Consider the following 18,664-nt stretch of genomic DNA (forward strand, 5'->3'; position numbering starts at 1 on the left):
GATGCCACAGGTGCTGGAGTTCAAGCTCCCCGATCTCGGCGAAGGGCTGACCGAGGCGGAGATTGTGCGCTGGCTGGTGGAGGTGGGCGACGTCGTCGCCGTCGACCAGCCGGTGGTGGAGGTGGAGACGGCGAAGGCGATGGTCGAGGTGCCGTGCCCGTACGGAGGCGTGGTGACGGCCCGCTTCGGCGAGGAAGGTACGGAACTGCCCGTCGGCGCACCGCTGCTGACGGTGGCCGTGGGGGCTGGTGCCGTCGGTGCCGCGGGCCCGGGAAGCAGCGGCGCGGCGGAGGGGATCGCGGCCGGGGCCGAGGGCGACGGTGACTCCGGGTCGGGGAATGTCCTGGTCGGGTACGGCACCACCGCTCCGGCGGCACGACGCCGCCGGGTACGGGTCGACCACGTGAGCACTTCCGCGGGTCCCACCGGCCGGTTGCCCGCGCCCGACGGTCGTGTGCCCGCGTCCGGTCCGGCGTCGACGCCCGCTCGTTCTGTCTCCGCGCCTGCGTCAGCGCCCGCTGATCGCGCCTCCGCGTCCGCACGCAACGGTCGTGGCTCGGCCTCCGCGCCGGTGCCCGAGGGCAGGGCGTCCGCGTCTGTCGGGCCCGTGCCGGTCATCTCGCCCCTGGTGCGGCGGCTGGCGCGCGAGAACGGCCTCGATCTGCGGCAGCTGAACGGGTCGGGCCCGGACGGGCTGATCCTCCGCTGCGACGTGGAGCAGGCACTCCGGCCGCCGGAGCCGACGACCGGGGCCGTTGCCGCAGCCGTCCCGGCCCCGACCGCCACGCGCGTCCCGCTCAAGGGCGTACGCGGTGCCGTCGCCGACAAACTGTCCCGCAGCCGCCGCGAGATACCCGACGCCACCTGCTGGGTGGACGCCGACGCGACCGCGCTGATGGCCGCCAGGGCCGCGATGAACAGCGTGGGCGGCGCACCGAAGGTGTCCGTGCTGGCGCTGCTCGCCCGGATCTGCACGGCGGCTCTCGCCCGCTTCCCGGAGCTCAACTCCACCGTCGACACCGAGGCCCGCGAAGTGGTGCGGCTGCCTGAGGTGCACCTCGGCTTCGCCGCACAGACCGAGCGCGGCCTGGTCGTCCCGGTGGTGCGCGACGCACACACCCGGAACGTGGAGTCGCTGGGCGAGGCACTGGTCGAGCTGACCGAGGCCGCCCGGACGGGCAAACTCACCCCGGCCCAGCTCACCGGCGGCACCTTCACGCTCAACAACTACGGCGTGTTCGGCGTCGACGGCTCCACGCCGATCATCAACCACCCGGAGGCGGCGATGCTCGGAGTCGGCCGCATCGTGCCCAAACCCTGGGTGGTCGAGGGAGAGTTGGCGGTACGACAGGTGGTTCAGCTCTCGTTGACCTTCGACCACCGGGTCTGCGACGGGGGTACGGCGGGCGGTTTCCTGCGGTACGTCGCCGACTGCGTGGAACATCCGGAGCTGCTGCTGCGCACGCTCTGACGGATGAGTGGGTACGGCCCGCCGCCCGGCGGAGCGGGCCGTACATACTTTCCCCATGAGTGCCATGAGTACTGCCGCGTATGACGCCGTCGTGCTGTCCGGTGGGGCCGGGCGGCGGCTCGGCGGGGTGGACAAGGCCGCTGTGCGGGTCGGCGGGAGGACTCTCCTCGACCGGGTCCTGGGGGCCTGTGACGCCGCCGCGACCACGGTGGTCGTCGGCGGCCGGCACGCCACCGTGCGGCCGGTGACCTGGGCGCGGGAGGACCCGCCCGGCGGAGGACCGCTGGCCGCACTCGACGCCGGGGTGCGGGCGACCCGCGCCGACCGCCTCGTGGTCCTCTCGGTGGACCTGCCGTTCGTGGACGCGGCGACGGTGAGCACTCTCCTTCAGGCACTGGAACGCGTTCCGGGCGAGAGGCGGGGCGGCGGGCAGGACGCGCGCGGTCCGGAAGGCGCGCTGCTCGTCGACGCCGAGGGGCGCGACCAGCCGCTCGTCGCCGTCTACCGGACGGAACCATTGCGCCGGGAACTGGCCCTGCTCGCGACTGAGTACGGCTCCCTGAACGGGCTTCCCCTGCGGCTGCTCACCGCCGAACTCGCACTCGCCCGGGTCACCACGGCCGCCCCCCTGGTCTCCTTCGACTGCGACACCTGGGAAGACATCGCAACGGCCCGCGCCCGCATCAGGGAGCATGGGCATGTGCTGGATGAATGGATCACCGCAGTCAAGGACGAACTCGGTGTCGAGCTCGACGTCGACACCACCCTCCTCCTCGACCTCGCCCGCGACGCCGCGCACGGCATCGCACGGCCCGCCGCCCCTCTGACTACGTTCCTGGTCGGGTACGCGGCGGGACGGGCAGCCGGCCAAGGCCCGCAGGCCGTCGCCGAAGCCGTCCGCAAGGCCACTGCCCTCGCCGAGCGCTGGGTGGCGGAAACACAGGCGGGACCGCAGCCGGACAACCAGGCGGATCCGGTGCCGGAAAAGCAGGCGGGGCCGGTGCCGGGTACGCAGCCGGCATCACCGGCGATTACGCGGGCACCCGCACCGGAGGGGCAGGCATGAACGACCGCGAGCACGACATCGACGGGATCGAGCAGGCCCTCGCCCTGGTGAACCGCGAGCAGCCCGCCGTGCCCGCACCGGGCACGGCACCGGCCGCCCCGCCCGCTCCTGCCCGCAGTCCCGCCGAAACCGTCGCGCTGCCTCAGCCGGACGCCCCGGCGGGACACACGGAAGCCGACCCCGGCCCCGCCCCCGGCGGTCACTCCACGGCCACCCCCTGGGCCGAGGCACGCGCCGTGGCCGCCCGCACCGGGCGCGCCGTGCCGGCCCGCCCTCGCCGAGTGCCCCTGGCCCAGGCGCTCGGGCAGGTCCTCGCCGAGCCTCTGACCGCACTCACCGACCTGCCGTCCTTCGACACCTCCGCCATGGACGGATGGGCCGTCGCCGGCCCCGGCCCATGGGCGTACCGACAGGGCACGGGCATCCTCGCCGGGCGGGCCGCCCCCGAGCCTCTCTCCGACGGCGAGGCGGTACGGATCGCCACCGGGGCCCGGGTGCCCGCCGACACGACCGCCGTGATCCGCAGCGAGCACGCCCGCGCGGACGAGGCGAAGCTGCGGTTGCACGTCCGGCGCGAGGTCACCCCCGGCCAGGACATCCGCCCGCGCGGCCAGGAATGCCGCACCGGCGACCGGTTGCTGCCCGCGGGTTCCGTGGTGACCCCGGCCGTGCTCGGGCTGGCCGCCGCCGCCGGGTACGACGTCCTGGCGACGATTCCCCGCCCCACGGTGGAAGTACTGGTCCTGGGCGACGAGTTGCTGACCGAGGGCCTCCCGCGCGACGGCATGGTCCGCGACGCGCTCGGCCCGCTGCTCGCACCCTGGCTGCGTGCGCTCGGTGCCGACGTCCTCGACACCCGATGTCTGGGCGACGACCCGCAGGCCCTGCGCAAGGCGGTCCTCGGCACCGAGGCCGACGTGGTGGTCACCACCGGGGGCACCGCTGCCGGACCGGTCGACCACGTCCACCCGTTCCTCGCGACCGCAGGCGCCGAACTCCTCGTCGACGGCGTCGACGTGCGCCCCGGCCACCCCATGCTGCTGGCCCGTCTCGCCCCCGACACCCATCTCGTGGGCCTGCCCGGCAACCCGCTCGCTGCCGTGTCCGGCCTGCTGACCCTGGCCGAGCCGCTGCTGCGCGGACTCGCCCACCGCCCCACCCCGGAGCCCTACCGGGCGCCGGTCCGCGACGGGATCCCCGGCCACCCCGTCTCCACCCGTCTCGTGCCTGTCACCCACCGTACCGACCCCCGCACCGGCGCCGAGCATTCCGTACCGCTGCACTACAACGGTCCCGCGATGCTGCGGGGCATCGCGGCGGCCGACGGGCTGGCCGTTGTACCGCCCGGCGGCGCACGGGCCGGGGACGAGCTGGAGATTCTCGACCTGCCCTGGGCAGAAGGGTGTTTCACGTGAAACAGCCCGCTCTCCCGTCGTTCCACGTGAAACGACCCACCCGCACGGAAGGATGTTTCACGTGAAACTGCCCGGCGACGACGCGATGGCCAGAGCCGCCGAGGAGCATCTGACCGCCGCCCCGGTGAAGTTGCCCAAGCAGGTGGTCGAACGCCCACTGCGGCAGGTCGGCAAGCGTCTGCTGATGGCGATGCTGGTGCTGCTGACGACGGTGCTCCTCGTCTGGTTCGACCGCGACGGCTACCACGACAACTCCGACGGCGGCGTGGACCTCCTCGACGCCGTCTACTACTCGACCGTCACCCTCTCCACCACGGGTTACGGCGACATCGTCCCCTACAGCGACGGCGCACGGCTCAGCAATGTGCTGCTCGTGACGCCGTTGCGCGTCCTCTTCCTGATCATCCTGGTCGGCACCACTCTCGAAGTCCTCACCGAGCGGACGAGGGAAGAGTTCCGACTGAACCGCTGGAGGTCCCAGTTGCGCGACCACACCGTCGTCATCGGTTACGGCACCAAGGGCCGGTCCGCGATGCAGACCCTCTTCGCGACCGGGCTGAAGAAGGAACAGATCGTCGTGGTCGACCCGAGCGCCAAGGTCGTCGAGACCGCGAACGCGGAGGGACTGACCGGCGTGATCGGCGATGCGACGCGCAGCGACGTACTGCTGCGGGCGGAGCTGCAGCGGGCGCGGCAGATCGTCATCGCCACCCAGCGCGACGACACGGCGGTGCTGGTTACCCTCACCGCCCGTCAGCTCAACCGCGGCGCGAAAATTGTCGCAGCGGTCCGTGAGGAGGAGAACGCGCCGCTGCTGCGGCAGTCCGGAGCGGACGCCGTGATCACCAGCGCGAGCGCGGCGGGCCGCCTGCTCGGCCTCTCGGTGCTCAGCCCGAGTGCGGGCACCGTGATGGAGGACCTGATCCAGCAGGGCAGCGGCCTCGACCTGATCGAGCGGCCGGTCATAAAAAGCGAGGTCGGCAAAAGCGTGCGGGAGACCGAAGACCTGGTGGTCAACGTCCTGCGCGGGCACCGCCTGCTCGGCTATGACGATCCGGCGGCGAGTCCGCTCCAGTCCACCGACCGTGTGATCGCGATCGCCCGGGTGTCGACAGGCGGCACCGAGAGGGGCCACAGCGTACGGGTCACCTCGGCGGAATAGCGCGGCGTCGGCTGCTGCGTGACCTTTCGGGATGTCCTTCGCAAGGGTCTTCGGACTGATCACAGGTACCGGGGGTAGCGTCGAGCCCATGCATGCGATCACGATCCCTGAACCCGGTGGCCCCGAGGCACTCGTCTGGGCGGAGGTCCCCGACCCCGTTCCCCACGAGGGAGAAGTCCTCGTCGAGGTAGCCGCGAGCGCCGTCAACCGTGCCGACCTGCTCCAGCGACAGGGCTTCTACGACCCGCCGCCGGGCGCGTCCCGCTACCCCGGCCTGGAGTGCTCGGGGCGGATCGTCGCCGTGGGCGCCGGCGTCCACGGCTGGGCGGTCGGCGACGAGGTGTGCGCCCTGCTCGCGGGCGGCGGGTACGCGCAGAAGGTCGCCGTCCCGGCCGGGCAGCTGATGCCCGTGCCCGAGGGCGTGGACCTGGTGACGGCGGCGGCACTGCCCGAGGTGACCGCCACAGTCTGGTCGAACGTCTTCATGATCGCCCACCTGCGCCCGGGCGAGACGCTGCTCGTGCACGGCGGCGCCAGCGGCATCGGCACCATGGCCATCCAGCTCGCCAAGGCCGTGGGGGCCCGCGTCGCCGTCACGGCCGGCGGACCGGAGAAGCTGGCGCGCTGCGCGGAACTGGGCGCCGACGTCCTCATCGACTACCGCGAGCAGGACTTCGTGCAGGAGGTGCGCAAGGCCACCGAAGGCAAGGGCGCGGACGTCATCCTCGACATCATCGGCGCCAAGTATCTGGACCAGAACGTGAAGGCGCTCGCCACCAACGGACGCCTCGCGATCATCGGTCTCCAGGGCGGCGTCAAGGGCGAACTGAACCTCAACGCGCTGCTGCGCAAGCGGGCCGCGATCACTGCGACGTCGCTGCGGGCCCGGCCCGCGGGGGAGAAGGCGGCGATCGTCGCGGCGGTGCGTGAGCACGTGTGGCCGCTGATCGCCGCCGGCCGGGTGCGTCCGGTGGTCGACCGGATCTTCCCCGTGGACCAGGCGTCCGAGGCGCACAAGGCGCTGGACGAGGGCAGCCACATCGGCAAGATCCTGCTCGCCGTGGGCTGAGCACCGAGAAGCCGACGGCCGTGCACCGATCGCCCCGAGAAGGCGGCGGAGAAACAGGTGGCCCGGCGGAGAAGCAGGTGGCCCGGTTCCTTCCGTACGTACGGAAGGTACCGGGCCACCTGCGCACGGCTCACCGACGGGACCGCCCCGGGTCCCTACAGGTACGGGCCGCCCGTGCGGGCCGCGGGCCCGTGCCCGCCGTCCTCGTCGTCCTCGTGGGAAGCGCCCGGCGGCAGGGCCCGGCGCATCTGCTCCAGCTGGGCGCGGGCCGCCATCTGCTGGGCGAACAGCGCGGTCTGGATACCGTGGAAGAGCCCTTCGAGCCAGCCCACCAACTGGGCCTGCGCGATCCGCAGCTCCGCCTCGGAGGGAATGGCCTCCTCGGTGAACGGCAGCGAGAGGCGTTCCAGTTCCTCGACGAGCTCGGGGGCGAGCCCGTCCTCCAGCTCCTTCACGGAGCTGGCGTGAATGTCCTTGAGCCGCACCCGGCTCGCCTCGTCCAGAGGAGCCGCGCGGACTTCCTCCAGGAGTTGCTTGATCATGCTGCCGATCCGCATGACCTTCGCGGGCTGTTCGACCATGTCTGTCACGGGCACCTCGCGCGACTCGTCGTCACCGCCGCCGAGCGCCATTTGGTCCTGCCCGACGACCAGGATCTTGGGGCTCTCCTGCGACCGTTCACTCCTCGGCATCTCCATGCCGCCATTGTCTCGTACACCTGCTTCACCACGGGGTGTGCCCCCGTACAAAGGTGATCCACCTTCATACGGGGGCACAGGTTGCGCCAAGTGCCGACTCAGGCCTCCGCACGCCGGGCGACCGCGCCCCGGGAGCGGGTGACCAGTGCCGCGAGGAGTGCCGCGCCGACCGGTACGGCGATCACGAGCGAGCCCAGGGTCTCCCACGGGATCACGATGGGGATCTCGGTGGTGCTCATGCCGCCGATCCAGCCCTCGTCGACGCTCCTCTGGAGGGAGGCCTCGTCGGCCCGCCGCTGGTTGAGCAGGAGCCCGATCGAGGGCAGGACGCCTGCCGCCGAGCCGAGGACCACACCCATCAGGGCGACCGTCCCGCACTGGAACCCGCTGAGGGCGCGGCGCACCCGGGGCGGTGCGCCGACCGCGGTCAGGGTCTTCAGGTCGGGTTCGGCGTCGGCCTGGGCGAGGCCGGTGGCGATGCCGGCGGCGCCGATGGTGACCAGTCCGGCGAACACCGTCAGCGCGAGCAGCACGATGCCGGTGCTGCCGGAGTAACCGGACTCGATGTACGGCGCCGTGGTGAGCCCGATCTTGTCGAACGCGCCGTTCAGGGACTGGCTCCGTTCGGTGCTGGGCAGCGCGGACGTCGAGAAGACCAGACCATAGGGCACCGTGGTGAAGCCGGCCTCCTTGGCGGCGGCCGGCGGCACGAGGAGCTGAATGCCGTACGCCTTGACGTCCTCCGGTGCCAGGTGTGCCGGCAGGTGGGTGACCCTGCCGGGAGCCTCCCTCCCTGCCGCCAATGCCTCTTCGGCCTTCTTGTGGTCGGTGACGACCTTGATGCCGACCTTGCCGGTGTTGTTCTTGTCGAAGTGGGCGCGTTCGAAGGAGACCGCCCTGCCCTGCTTGACGGCGTTCACGACGCCGGGATCGGTGATCCCGAGAACCTTCAGGATCTTCTCGTCACCGACGGTCACCCCGGCGGTACCGGGGGCGTCGCCGGAGAACTCCACGGTGCAGCGCCAGTCCTTGGCCAGCGCGCGGCGTTCCTCGACGGAGAACCGCTCGCTCGGGTCGCTGCCCGCGACACCGCCCTCGTGGAGCGGACAGCGGTTGGCCTTCGGTATGTAAACCTCGTACTGGCCGCACTTGGCGTCGTCGCTGTACGGGGTGCACTTCTTGTCCCCCACGACGATGCGCTGGACGTCGGCGAGGACGTCGAGAGGCAGGTTCGCCTGCACGGCCGACCGCATGGCGCTCACATCGCGACCGCCCGCCTCGTCGGTGGTGGCCGAACCGACGCCGTACGGGAGCATCTCCTGGTATTCGGCACGCTGCTTGGCGTCCGTGCTGGCGGTGTAGGTGGCGACCGCGACGGTGCCCGCGACGGCGGCCAGCACCGCGGCGACGGCGGGCGCCGTGCGTCCCCGGTTGCGTACGGCGTCGCGCAGGGCGAGCCGCGGCGAGAGCGGCAGCCAGCCGCCCAGCCGCCCGAACAGGCCGACCAGAACCGGGGTCAGGGCCACTACGCCCAGCTCGGCGAGGGCGCTGCCGGCCGCGACGAGGAGGAAGCTGTCGCTGGCCACGGCCCCGTACAGGGCGACGGCCGCGCCGATCGCGACGGCGACCAGACCGACGGCCGGCAGGACCCGGTTGGCCTTGCGGACTCCGCGCCGCCCGGTGAGAGAGGCCAGGACGGGCTGGCGGGAGGCGGTGACGGCGGGCACGATCGCCGCCATCAGTCCGGTGAACACGGCGAGCAGGGCGATGCCGAACAGTTCCAGCGGTCGTAGCTCGAAGGCACCGAACCGCTGGCCGAGGTATCCCTCAAGGACGGGCTGGAGCGCCAGCGTCAGGGCGATCCCGAGCGCCGTGCCGACGACGGCGGCGGCGACGCCGATGACCAGACCGCCGGACAGGACGATGGCCCGGATGTGGCGGCGGTCGCCGCCGTTGGCGCCGACCAGGCCGAGCTGGCGCCGCGAGCGGCGGGCGCCCACGGCGAAGGCGGGGCCGGCCAGCAGACAGATCTCCAGCAGGGCGAGACCGACCACGGTGGCGGCTGCCGCGAGGGCACCGGCCGTTCCGTTGGAGCTGTCAGGCGATGCGTTGTGCCGGTAGTACGGGACCTCGGAGTCGGTCGGCGGGTTCAGGGCCACCGCGCGGGAGAGCACGGCGACGCCCTTGGAGTTGGCCTCCTTGACCATGTTCCACGTGAAACCTTCGCCGCCGCCCGAGCCCACCAGGTAGTTCGTCTCGCCACCAGTGGGCGAAAGGCCCTGGTCGGCGAGGGACTTGTTCAGTGGGCCGAGGAACGTGCCGGGCAGTGCGTTGATCTGGTCGAGCTTCAGCTCGTCGGGCAGCTCATAGGCACCGACGATGGTGAACTCGGTGTCCAGGGACCGCGGCTTGACCTTGTCCCCGAGGGAAAGGCCGCCCGCTTCCAGGAAGTGGTGGGTCGCGGCGATCTCGCCGGCCTTCTCGGGGAAGCGGCCTTCGCCGAGGACCATCAGGCCCTTCGCCAGCGGGTCGGTGGCCTTCAGCTCGCGCACCTCGGTCTGGAGGAGTCCGTGCTGGGTGCGGAGCGGGGTGTGGCCCTTGGTGTCGGTGAGGGTCTTCGTTCCTGCCGGAACCGCCTTCGAGAGGTCCGCCCGGCCCTCGGAGGTGGGCTTGCTGTGGTGGGCGTCCCAGCCGCCGACGGGGTGCCAGTTGTCATCGCCCGGGGTGCCGAGGTGCGGGTTCTGCTCGATGGGCGCGCCGCCCGTCCCGCTGTCGGTCAGCAGGGCGTCGGCAGCACCGAGCCGGCGGTCCATCCGGTCGGCGACGCTCAGCTCGGCACTGCGCAGGGTGACGTCGACGGCGCTCACGCCGAGGATGGGCAGCGCGATCATGGAGAGGACCAGGAGGCTGCGGCCCTTGGAGCGCCAGGCGTCGCGGCGGGCGATGCGGATGGCCGCGAGCCAGGAGTGGTACCAACCGGTCACTTGAGGCCCGCCTGACCGGCAGCGTCGGGGCCGCCGACGGCGAGCAGCGACTCGGCGCCGGAGCGCATCGTCTCGTCGACGACGGAGCCGTCACGCAGGAAGACCACCCGGTCGGCCCAGGCTGCGAAGCGCGGCTCGTGGGTGACGAGGATGCCGGCCGCGCCCGCCTCGCAACGCGCCCGCAGCAGGGCGAGGACGGACTCGCCGGTCTCGGAGTCCAGAGCACCGGTCGGCTCGTCCGCGAGCACCAGCCTGCGGTCGCCGACCAGGGCGCGGGCGATCGCCACGCGCTGCTGCTGGCCGCCGGACATCTCGTCCGGGAAGCGATCGGCGAGGTGCCCGAGGTCCATTTCTTCCAGGGCGGCGAGTGCGGAGACGCGGGCCTTGCGGGCGGAGAGGCCGTCGAGCTCGCGGGGCAGGGAGACGTTCTCGGCGGCGGTCAGTGCCGGGATGAGGTTGTAGTCCTGGAAGACGTAGCCGATGCTCCGGCGCCGCAGGGTGGCGAGTTGCTTGCGGCTGGCCCGGGTGATGTCGGTGCCCTCCACGACTACCCGCCCCGAGGTGGGACTGTCGAGGCCGCCCGCGATGGTGAGCAGGGTCGACTTGCCGGAGCCGGAGGGGCCCATGACCGCGACGAGTTCACCGGGCAGGACGGACAGGTTCACGCCGCGCAACGCGTGCACCTCGGTGGCGCCGCTGCCGTGCACGCGAGTCAGCTGCTCCAGTTGCAGCACGGGCTGGATACGCGATGGCTGCTGGGGCTGCTGTGGCTGCTGTGGCAGATGTGACTGGTCGGGCATGAGCGTGGGTCCCCCCTGGGAAGGCCGCACGGCAGGGGACGCCGGGCAGCGGTCGTACGGAAGTGGTGGTCGTACGGAAAGCGGTCGTCATGAAGCGGCGGTGCTTGTGAGACAGCGGTTGGTCGTGGGACCGCTGCGGTCGAGCGGCAGGCGGCTGCGTCGGGGCGGTGCCGTACCGGCGCGGTGAGGGCGAGAGGGCTCAGTGCCGGCCGAAACGGGCGGACGCGCTCCTCGGTTTCCGGCCGCCCGCCGCGGCGGCAGGGGCGGGGGACGGTTCGGAAGGTCCGGCCTGTGGCGGCGTCGCTCCCCGCGCGGCCGAGGCGGAGAGCCGGACCAGCCGGGACTCGGAGTGGTCGAGCCACCGGGCCTCGGCCTCGGTCTGGAAGATCAGCTGCTCAAGCACGAGCAGCCAGGCCATGTCGTCGCGGCCCCGGTGGGTCTCCTGCCCGACTCCGGACTCGACGGCGATCAACGCCTGCGCCTTGAGCCGGGTGTAGTCCTGCATCGCCTTCAGGGTCGCGTGCCGCTGAGCCTGGATGACGGCGCGGATGTCGACGCCCGGTGCGCCGATCGCCATGGCGAGCTTGATGGCGAGCTCGTCGCGGGGCGGGCTGGTGCGGTCGACCGGACGCTCGAACCACTGGTGCAGTTCCGCGCGGCCCGCGTCGGTGATCGCGTACAGCGGGTGGCCCGCGTCGTCGTCGCCGTCGGGCGCGACCATGCCGTCACGTTCCAGTCGGCTGAGTGTCGTGTAGACCTGCCCGACGTTCAGCGGCCAGGTGGCACCGGTACGGGACTCGAACTCGGTGCGCAACTGGGAGCCGTAGCGAGGGCCCTGTTCCAGGAGGGCCAGAAGGCCGTGGCGGATCGACATACTGAGTATGTATACCCAGTATGCGGGGTGTGGCAAGTGCGAGCAGTGCTGCGGGAGGCTTTCGGGGTAGCTCCGGTGGGACGCGCAGAGCGCCGGGCGTGGGCCTCAGCCCGTGCGGCGAAGGCGCAGCGCGAGGAAGCCCAGCCCCAGTCCCACCAGGGCGATCCCGGTACCCAGCGGAAGCGGCCGGATGTCGAAGGTGCGAAGCGGCGGGACCGCCTGTGGCTCATCCGACGGGTGCGACCGCCGTGTCGGGCGGGTCGTGTGCGGGGTGACAGGCGCGGACGGACGTGTCTTCGGAAGGCGGCGTACGGGCGGGGCCTGCGGGACGGACACCCGGAACGGATGTACCTCTTCCGGGTCGGGTGCCCGGCCGGGCCTGGTCCTTCCGACTCCCGCGAGCCGCCCTGCGAGCTGCTCGGAAGAGGGATCCGCGAGGCGATGACCCACGCCGCGCGGGCCGGGCGAGGCGACCAGGCCGGTCAAGGCGGGCAGGTTGATCAGGTGGCGGAAACCGGCCGGGCCAGGAGAGCCGGACGAAACGGGCGGGGCGACCGAGCCGGGGGCACCCGTTCGGCCGCGGCTGACCGAACCTTGCACGCCCGGTGCGCGGGTGACCGGCCCGAGCGGGGTGTGCGCCTTCGCGGAACCGGCCGGAGCGGTGAACCCCGCTGGGGTGCTGAACCCCGCCGGAGGTGCGAACCCCGCCGGTGGTGTGGGGCCCGCCGCGTGGGCCGGGAGTCCGCACCAGCACAGGGCCGCCGCCAGCGCGGCCGCGACGTGTGTACGGAACCTTGGAGCCATGGGGCGACCGCCTCCCGTCCGGTACCGCCGAGCCTGCCGAAGCAAGCGTCACACGCCGCGACAAAACGGGCACTCGGACCGGTCCGAACGGAAGCGGAGGTACTCCTCGGCGCGTACGGCGGCCGACTGCCGCCGATGGACCGGGCTGCCGGCCGGGTGCACCGCCGTGACCGCGCCGCGGACGGCTACTGCGGCGGGTTGCCCGTCGAGACCGTCAGCTCGATGGTGGTCTTCTCCGGGTCGATCGCGTAGCCCGCGCCCGGGTACTGCTCGATGACCGTCTCCTCGCCCCACTGGTTCTCGTCGATCGGCTTCTCCCGGACCTTCCAGCCGGCCTCCCGGAGGCACTCCTTCACGGAGCGGACGTTCTTGTAGATGAAGTCGGGCGTCTGGACCTTGGTGGGGTCGAGCTCGTCCTCCTTCGGAACGGTGCATTCCGTGGACTTGATCGTCTTTGACCGGTCGGGCCCCTTGAAGCCGGCCTTCTGCCCGGCAGTCTGCCCTGCGCCCTCGTTGTCGGAGGGCTTGTCCGTCGGCTGGAGGGCGTAGACCACGCCCCCGATCGCGACCAGCGCGATCACGATCGCCCCGATGATCAGCGGCATGCTGTTCTTCCTGGGGGCGGGAACGGGCGTGTGGGGGCCCTGCGCCGAGTGCTGTCCGTAAGGCATGGGCGTCGGCGGCGGTGTCGAGTATCCCGGCTGCTGCGGGTACCCGTACGCACCCTGCGGAGCGGGCGTCGGATGCGCGGTCGGCACCGGGGTCGCCGCCCCGTACGGGCCCGGCGTCGGCGGCAGGTACGGCGTCTGCACGTGGCCCGAAGGGACCTGCCCGCTCTGGTCGACCGGCGGGAACACCGCCGAACCGACACCGGAGCCGCTGCCCTGGGCCGGCCCGCTGCCCGGAACGATGGCCGGTGCGGCGCCGGGCTGGACGGTGGTGAGCACGCGCGCGCACTCGTCGGCCATCGCGGCGGCGCTCGGGAAGCGCTCGTTCGGGTTCTTCTTCAGCGCGCGGGCGACGAGCGCGTCGACGGCGGGCGGGATCGTCCGGTTGATGGAGGACGGAGCGACCGGCTCCTCCTGGACGTGCGCGTACGCGATGGCCAGTGGCGAGTCCGCCTCGAACGGGAGCCGCCCGGTGAGCAGCTGGAACAGCATGATGCCGACCGAGTAGAGGTCGGAGCGGGCGTCCACACCGCGCCCCAGCGCCTGCTCGGGCGAGAGGTACTGGGGGGTGCCGACGACCATGCCGGTCTGCGTCATCGACGTGACGCCGGACTGCATCGCGCGGGCGATGCCGAAGTCCATGACCTTGACGACGCCGCGCTTGGTCATCATCACGTTGCCGGGCTTGATGTCGCGGTGCACCAGGCCCATCTCGTGGCTGGTCTCCAGCGCTGCCAGCACGTCCGAGGTGATCTTCAGGGCCTTGTCGGCGGGCATCGCGCCGTGCCGCTGGATGTCGGCGGCCAGGACCGAACCGAGCGGACTGCCCTCGACGTACTCCATGACGATGTACGGCATGGGGGCCTCGCCGGCCGCGCCGGAGCCGGCGTACTGCACCGTGTCCTCGCCGGTGTCGAAGACCGAGACGATGTTGGGGTGCGAGAGCTTGGCCACAGCCTGTGCCTCGCGCCGGAACCGCTCGCGGAAGGCAGCCTCGCGGCCGAGTTCCGTATGCAATGTCTTGATCGCGACCTGGCGGTCGAGTGCCGAGTCGTACGCGAGGTAGACGGACGCCATGCCGCCCTCACCGAGGAGATCGCGGAGCTGGTACCGACCACCTGCCACCGAGCCGCCCGCGTACCGGCCCTGTGTGCCGTCCTGGCTCATGACTGTGCATCCCCCTCGGCGCGGCGGTTCCGCGTCAGTCCATCGCTGCTTGCCCCTGGAGACAATCCGCGATCATCCCGCATTACGGGCCAAGTCTGCCCGAGGGCACCGACACGTCAAGCGAGGTGCCCGATCCGTGACCGTACGCGCAAGGAAGAGTCTCGGAAGCGTTACCCACGGCGCCTCGACGGGTGGGTAATTTGCACGGGTACAGGCGCAACGGTTTTGATGGCAGGTCCTTCGGGGAGCAGGGGCCCCTCCTAGGAGGCTGTAGCGTGACGTGGCGGAGAACCATGGGACGACCGCGACGCGCTGCGTGCGCCGACGCGGACAGATGATGACGGCGAGGACTGATGGCACCCGAACCCGAGGACACCGGCGGTGGAGTGTCTGACCTGCCGGAATCGTTCGGTATGGGCGGACTTGTCGGTGACGGCCGCTACCGGCTGACCCACCGTCTCGGTCGCGGCGGCATGGCGGAGGTCTTCGCTGCGGAGGACGTACGGCTCGGCCGCACGGTCGCGGTGAAGCTGCTGCGTTCCGACCTGGCCGAGGACCCGGTCGCCAAGGCCCGCTTCACGCGCGAGGCCCAGTCGGTCGCCGGCCTCAACCACCATGCCGTGGTCGCCGTGTACGACTCCGGCGAGGACCGTATCGGCGGCAACCTCGTGCCGTACATCGTGATGGAGCTCGTCGAGGGCAACACCATCCGCGACCTGCTGCTCAACGCCGAGGCCCCGGGCCCCGAGCAGGCGCTGATCATCGTCTCCGGAGTGCTCGAAGCGCTCGCCTACAGCCACCAGCACGGCATCGTGCACCGCGACATCAAGCCCGCGAACGTGATCATCACGCACAGCGGCGCCGTCAAGGTCATGGACTTCGGCATCGCACGCGCCCTGCACGGCGTGCAGTCGACGATGACGCAGACCGGCATGGTCATGGGCACCCCGCAGTACCTCTCCCCCGAGCAGGCGCTCGGCAAGGCCGTCGACCATCGCTCCGACCTGTACGCCACGGGCTGCCTGCTGTACGAGCTGCTCGCGCTGCGGCCCCCCTTCATGGGCGAGACGCCGCTTTCGGTGGTCTACCAGCACGTGCAGGACCTCCCCGTCCCGCCCTCCGAGATGTCGGACGTGGCCCCGCCGGAGCTCGACGGCCTGGCCATGCGCGCCCTCGCGAAGGACCCGGACGACCGGTTCCAGAGCGCGGAGGAGATGCGCGGGCTGGTCCAGTACGGCCTCCAGATGCTCCAGCAGCAGGGCAGCCACACCGGCACCTGGAACACCGGCCCCGTCGTGATGCACGAGTCCGGCTACACCCCGGCGCACGGCACCGCCGCCACCGCCGCGATGGGCCACCCGCAGCACAGCGACACCTCGCAGTTCCGGCCGGGCGGCGCCATGCTCCCGCCCGGCAACCCGCACGACGGGTCCTCCTACGACGAGAGCTACGACGACCGCCGCCCGGGACGCGGCAAGGTGTGGATCTTCGCGATCCTCGCCCTGCTGGCGATCGCGGCCGGCGTGGTCTACGCGACGACGAGGGGCACCGAGGACGACGGGCCGAACCCGAACCCGACGACTGTCTCCAGCACGCCGTCCCCCACCGACGGCAGCACCCCCTCGCCCACCGGCGAGGACGAGACCCCCGGCGGGGGCGGCGAGGACACCGGCAACGGGTCCTCGACCGGCAGCAGCTCGACCGGCGGCAACCCCGTGCCCCCGCCGCCGGCCAAGAAGCCCTCGAAGACCCCTACCACGGAGCCGACCAAGGAGCCGACGGGCGATCCCACCGGCCCCGGCGGAACTCCCGGCGGCACCCCCGGCGGCGGCGTCGCCGACGGCGGCGCGGCTCCCGGCGGTGCCGCTCCGGGCGGCGCGGCTCCCGGTGGCGCCGGGGACGGCGGTGCGGCTCCCGGTGGTGCCGGGGACGGCGGCGCTGCCCCTGGTGGTGCGGCTCCCGGCGGTGCCGGGGACGGCGGTGCGGCTCCCGGCGGTGCCGGTGACGCGGGTGCCGGTGACGCCGGCGCGGCCCCGGGCGGCGCCGTGGAGGGCGCTACTCCCTGACCGGTCCGTCGCCGTACGGACGCGGTCGCGGACAACCGGACCGAGGGGGCCGCGGACGAGCGGAGTGCCCGGTCGCCGGGGCCTCACCCCGCGAAGGCGTCCAGCACTGCCTCGTACTCCGCGGTCCACCAGACCGCCAGGGCCGACACCGCAGGAAACTGCGGGTCGGCCCTTCGGTCGTGCAGCTGGTAGCGCCAGCGCAGTATCCAGAAGTCGTTGAGCCGCTCCCACCACACCCGGTGCACGGCGGCGGCCAGCTCGTCCTCCCCCGCGCCCGCCGTGCGGCGGTACGCGCGCGCGTACGCGCGTGCCTTGTCCAGCTCCAGGCGGCCGTCCGGCCGTACGAAGAAGATGGCGGCCGCACGTACCGCCTCCTCCGCACGCGGCTGCACCGCGAGCCGGTCCCAGTCGACGATCGCCGCGGGCTCGGCGTCCCGGTAGAGCAGGTTGAGCGGGTGGAAGTCGCCGTGCACCCAACCAGTGGCCGGCTCGGCGCCCGTCGGCGGTCGCCGGTGCGCGTGCCGCTCCAGAAGGACGCGGCGCTCCAGGAGGCGGTGTTCGGCCAGTAGGTCGAAGGCGTCACGGGGGTGCCGGCGACGGGCCAGCAGGAGCAGCTCGTCGATCGTCTCGAAGGTGTCGAGGGGGTCCGCGCTCATCAGCCCGCCGTCGCGGCCCGCTTCGGACTCCATGACCTGGTCCAGGCAGGTGTGCACGACGCCCAGGAGGGCGCCCAGACGCAGTGACTCGATCGCGGTGAGCTGGGCGCCGTCGCGGTGCCTGCCGTCGACCCAGGGGTGCAGGGCGTAGCAGCGCCCGCCGATCACGGCGACGGTGTCGCCGCGGGTGTCCGCGACGGGCGGGGCGACCGGCACGCCCAGTTCCTTCAGGCGTTGGGTGGCCCGGTGCTGGCGGGCGATGGCGGTCCGGTCGCCGTCGAGGTGGTGCTTGAGGAAGTAGTCGCCGCGGGTGGTGGCAAGCCGGAACCCGTGGTTGAGCAGGCCCTGGGCGACCCGCACGCAGGACAGTGGCTTTCCCGGGGCGGCGTACCGGCGCAGCAGTTCACCGACCGGCGGGGCGGGCGCGGCGGCCGTGTGCGCGGTCGGGGTGCGTGCCGTGCGTACGGGCGTGGTCGCTTCGTTCGCGGGCTCGGCCGGTGCGGGGGCGGGTGCGGAGGGGCGCGGCACCCGGCAGATGTTAGATCACCAGCGACAGTGCGGTGTCACACCGTGTGCTGGAGCTGCCGCGGCACGGAGCCCTCCATGGAGTGCACCAGGTAGAACTGCGGGTCGATCCGCATGTGGACGGGCTCGAACGGCCGCCCTTCGATCAGCGCGGGGCCGGACCCGAAGAGTTCCAGTTCGGCGTCGGTCGGCTCCACGATCCGGGCCTCACCGGTGGCCTGGACGGACCACAGCACGCTCGCGCCGGAGTTGAAGTTGTCGGCCTCGTAGGCGACCACACTGCCGTTGCACGCCTCGTGGTACCCGTACCCGGCGTGCATGCACAGCAGGAGCGTGCCGTCGGTGACGACATGGCGTGCCACGGCCAGGAACGGCAGCGCGCGCATGCTGGTGGCGACCCTGCCGTACGGGACGGAGGTCAGCAGCTCGATGGCACGGAGCCTGTTGGTGTGGGGCATGCGTTCACTCTGCGCCATCCACGGGGCGCCCCAAAAGAGACCTAGGTCCCGAGATGGGTCACAAAAACGCCTGATCAGGGGAGTGCGGTGCGGACGGCGACGCGCGTGAACCGGCTGGTCAGCGGCGTTCTTCCGCCTGCATCCGGGCCACGTAGGCGGCAGCCTGCGAGCGCCTTTCCATGCCGAGCTTGGAGAGCAGGCTGGAGACGTAGTTCTTGATCGTCTTTTCGGCGAGGTGCAGGCGTTCGCCGATCACCCGGTTGGTGAGACCCTCGCCGATCAGGTCGAGGATCTTGCGTTCCTGCTCGGTGAGGTTGGCGAGCCGCTGGTCACCCTTGGCGTTGTTGCCGGCCCGCAGGCGCTCCAGGACGCGGGCGGTGGCCACCGGGTCGAGAAGGGACTTGCCCGCCGCCACGTCCCGCACGGCCGAGAGAAGTTCACTGCCGCGGATCGCCTTGAGGACATAGCCGGACGCACCGGCCATGATCGCGTCGAAAAGGGCCTCGTCGTCCGCGAAGGAAGTGAGCATCAGACATTTGATGTCCTCGTTCTGCGAACGGACTTCGCGGCAGACCTCCACACCGCTGCCGTCCGGCAGCCGCACGTCGAGCACGGCTACGTCAGGACGGGTCGCAGGGATCCTGACCAGGGCATCTGCTGCTGTTCCGGCTTCTCCGACGACTTCGATGTCGTCCTCGACGGAGAGCAATTCGTGGACGCCACGCCTGACGACTTCGTGGTCATCAAGAAGGAAAACGGTGATTTTGCCTGTTTCGCGCAC

The 18,664-nt window shown here is 71.9% G+C and carries 14 protein-coding genes; 6 read left to right on the top strand and 8 right to left on the bottom strand.

The genetic code is table 11. The features are described from left to right. Position 1: 1 nt before the first annotated feature. The 5 genes from HNQ79_RS19045 (at position 2) to HNQ79_RS19065 (ending at position 6,183) form a co-directional block, all read left to right on the top strand. Positions 2-1,471 carry a dihydrolipoamide acetyltransferase family protein gene (locus HNQ79_RS19045; protein WP_185032590.1) on the top strand — a complete coding sequence of 490 codons (1,470 nt, stop codon included), beginning with the start codon at positions 2-4 and terminating at the stop codon, positions 1,469-1,471. Between the two features lie 55 nt (positions 1,472-1,526). Next, on the top strand, positions 1,527-2,537 hold the full coding sequence (locus HNQ79_RS19050) for a DUF6457 domain-containing protein (protein ID WP_229923262.1): 1,011 nt from the start codon (positions 1,527-1,529) through the stop codon (positions 2,535-2,537). Next, entirely contained in the window at positions 2,534-3,952 is a 1,419-nt protein-coding gene (locus tag HNQ79_RS19055) for a molybdopterin molybdotransferase MoeA (protein WP_185032592.1), read from the top strand. The genes HNQ79_RS19050 and HNQ79_RS19055 overlap by 4 nt, the downstream gene beginning before the upstream one ends. A 52-nt stretch (positions 3,953-4,004) precedes the next feature. Beyond that, the gene (locus HNQ79_RS19060; protein ID WP_185032593.1) at positions 4,005-5,114 is read left to right on the top strand and encodes a potassium channel family protein; all 1,110 of its coding nucleotides are present in this window, start codon (positions 4,005-4,007) and stop codon (positions 5,112-5,114) included. A gap of 88 nt (positions 5,115-5,202) precedes the next feature. Next, positions 5,203-6,183, top strand: a complete 981-nt coding sequence (locus HNQ79_RS19065) for an NAD(P)H-quinone oxidoreductase (protein WP_185032595.1) — start codon at positions 5,203-5,205, stop codon at positions 6,181-6,183. Positions 6,184-6,338: 155 nt separating this feature from the next. Here the strand turns inward: HNQ79_RS19065 and HNQ79_RS19070 are convergent, their stop codons facing one another. The 5 genes from HNQ79_RS19070 to HNQ79_RS19090 form a co-directional block, all read right to left on the bottom strand. Next, entirely contained in the window at positions 6,339-6,881 is a 543-nt protein-coding gene (locus HNQ79_RS19070; protein ID WP_185032597.1) for a bacterial proteasome activator family protein, read from the bottom strand. 98 nt (positions 6,882-6,979) lie between these two features. Next, a complete protein-coding gene (locus HNQ79_RS19075) occupies positions 6,980-9,865 on the bottom strand; it encodes an FtsX-like permease family protein (RefSeq protein WP_185032599.1) in 2,886 nt (961 codons plus the stop codon). After that, positions 9,862-10,665, bottom strand: a complete 804-nt coding sequence (locus tag HNQ79_RS19080) for an ABC transporter ATP-binding protein (protein WP_185032600.1) — start codon at positions 10,663-10,665, stop codon at positions 9,862-9,864. Before HNQ79_RS19080 ends, HNQ79_RS19075 begins: the two co-directional genes overlap by 4 nt. Positions 10,666-10,864: 199 nt before the next feature. Then, positions 10,865-11,539: a PadR family transcriptional regulator gene (locus tag HNQ79_RS19085; protein ID WP_185032601.1), complete on the bottom strand. Its 675-nt coding sequence runs from the start codon at positions 11,537-11,539 to the stop codon at positions 10,865-10,867. Positions 11,540-12,528: 989 nt separating this feature from the next. Continuing rightward, positions 12,529-14,178, bottom strand: coding sequence for a protein kinase domain-containing protein (locus HNQ79_RS19090; protein WP_185032602.1), 1,650 nt, complete (start codon positions 14,176-14,178; stop codon positions 12,529-12,531). A 353-nt stretch (positions 14,179-14,531) separates the two neighbouring features. Between HNQ79_RS19090 and HNQ79_RS19095 the strand changes: the two genes are divergently transcribed. Continuing rightward, positions 14,532-16,244: a protein kinase domain-containing protein gene (locus HNQ79_RS19095; RefSeq protein ID WP_185032603.1), complete on the top strand. Its 1,713-nt coding sequence runs from the start codon at positions 14,532-14,534 to the stop codon at positions 16,242-16,244. Between the two features lie 83 nt (positions 16,245-16,327). Here HNQ79_RS19095 and HNQ79_RS19100 read toward each other — a convergent pair whose 3' ends face one another. The 3 genes from HNQ79_RS19100 to HNQ79_RS19110 all read right to left on the bottom strand — a co-directional run bounded on the left by HNQ79_RS19100 (position 16,328) and on the right by HNQ79_RS19110 (position 18,664). Continuing rightward, a complete protein-coding gene (locus HNQ79_RS19100; RefSeq protein WP_221507932.1) occupies positions 16,328-17,302 on the bottom strand; it encodes a phosphotransferase in 975 nt (324 codons plus the stop codon). A 161-nt stretch (positions 17,303-17,463) separates the two neighbouring features. After that, entirely contained in the window at positions 17,464-17,883 is a 420-nt protein-coding gene (locus HNQ79_RS19105) for a pyridoxamine 5'-phosphate oxidase family protein (RefSeq protein WP_185032605.1), read from the bottom strand. Between the two features lie 118 nt (positions 17,884-18,001). Continuing rightward, positions 18,002-18,664, bottom strand: a complete 663-nt coding sequence (locus tag HNQ79_RS19110; RefSeq protein WP_185032607.1) for a response regulator — start codon at positions 18,662-18,664, stop codon at positions 18,002-18,004.

The sequence above is a fragment of the Streptomyces candidus genome (genome assembly GCF_014207445.1).
In the GTDB taxonomy this organism is placed as follows: domain Bacteria; phylum Actinomycetota; class Actinomycetes; order Streptomycetales; family Streptomycetaceae; genus Streptomyces; species Streptomyces candidus.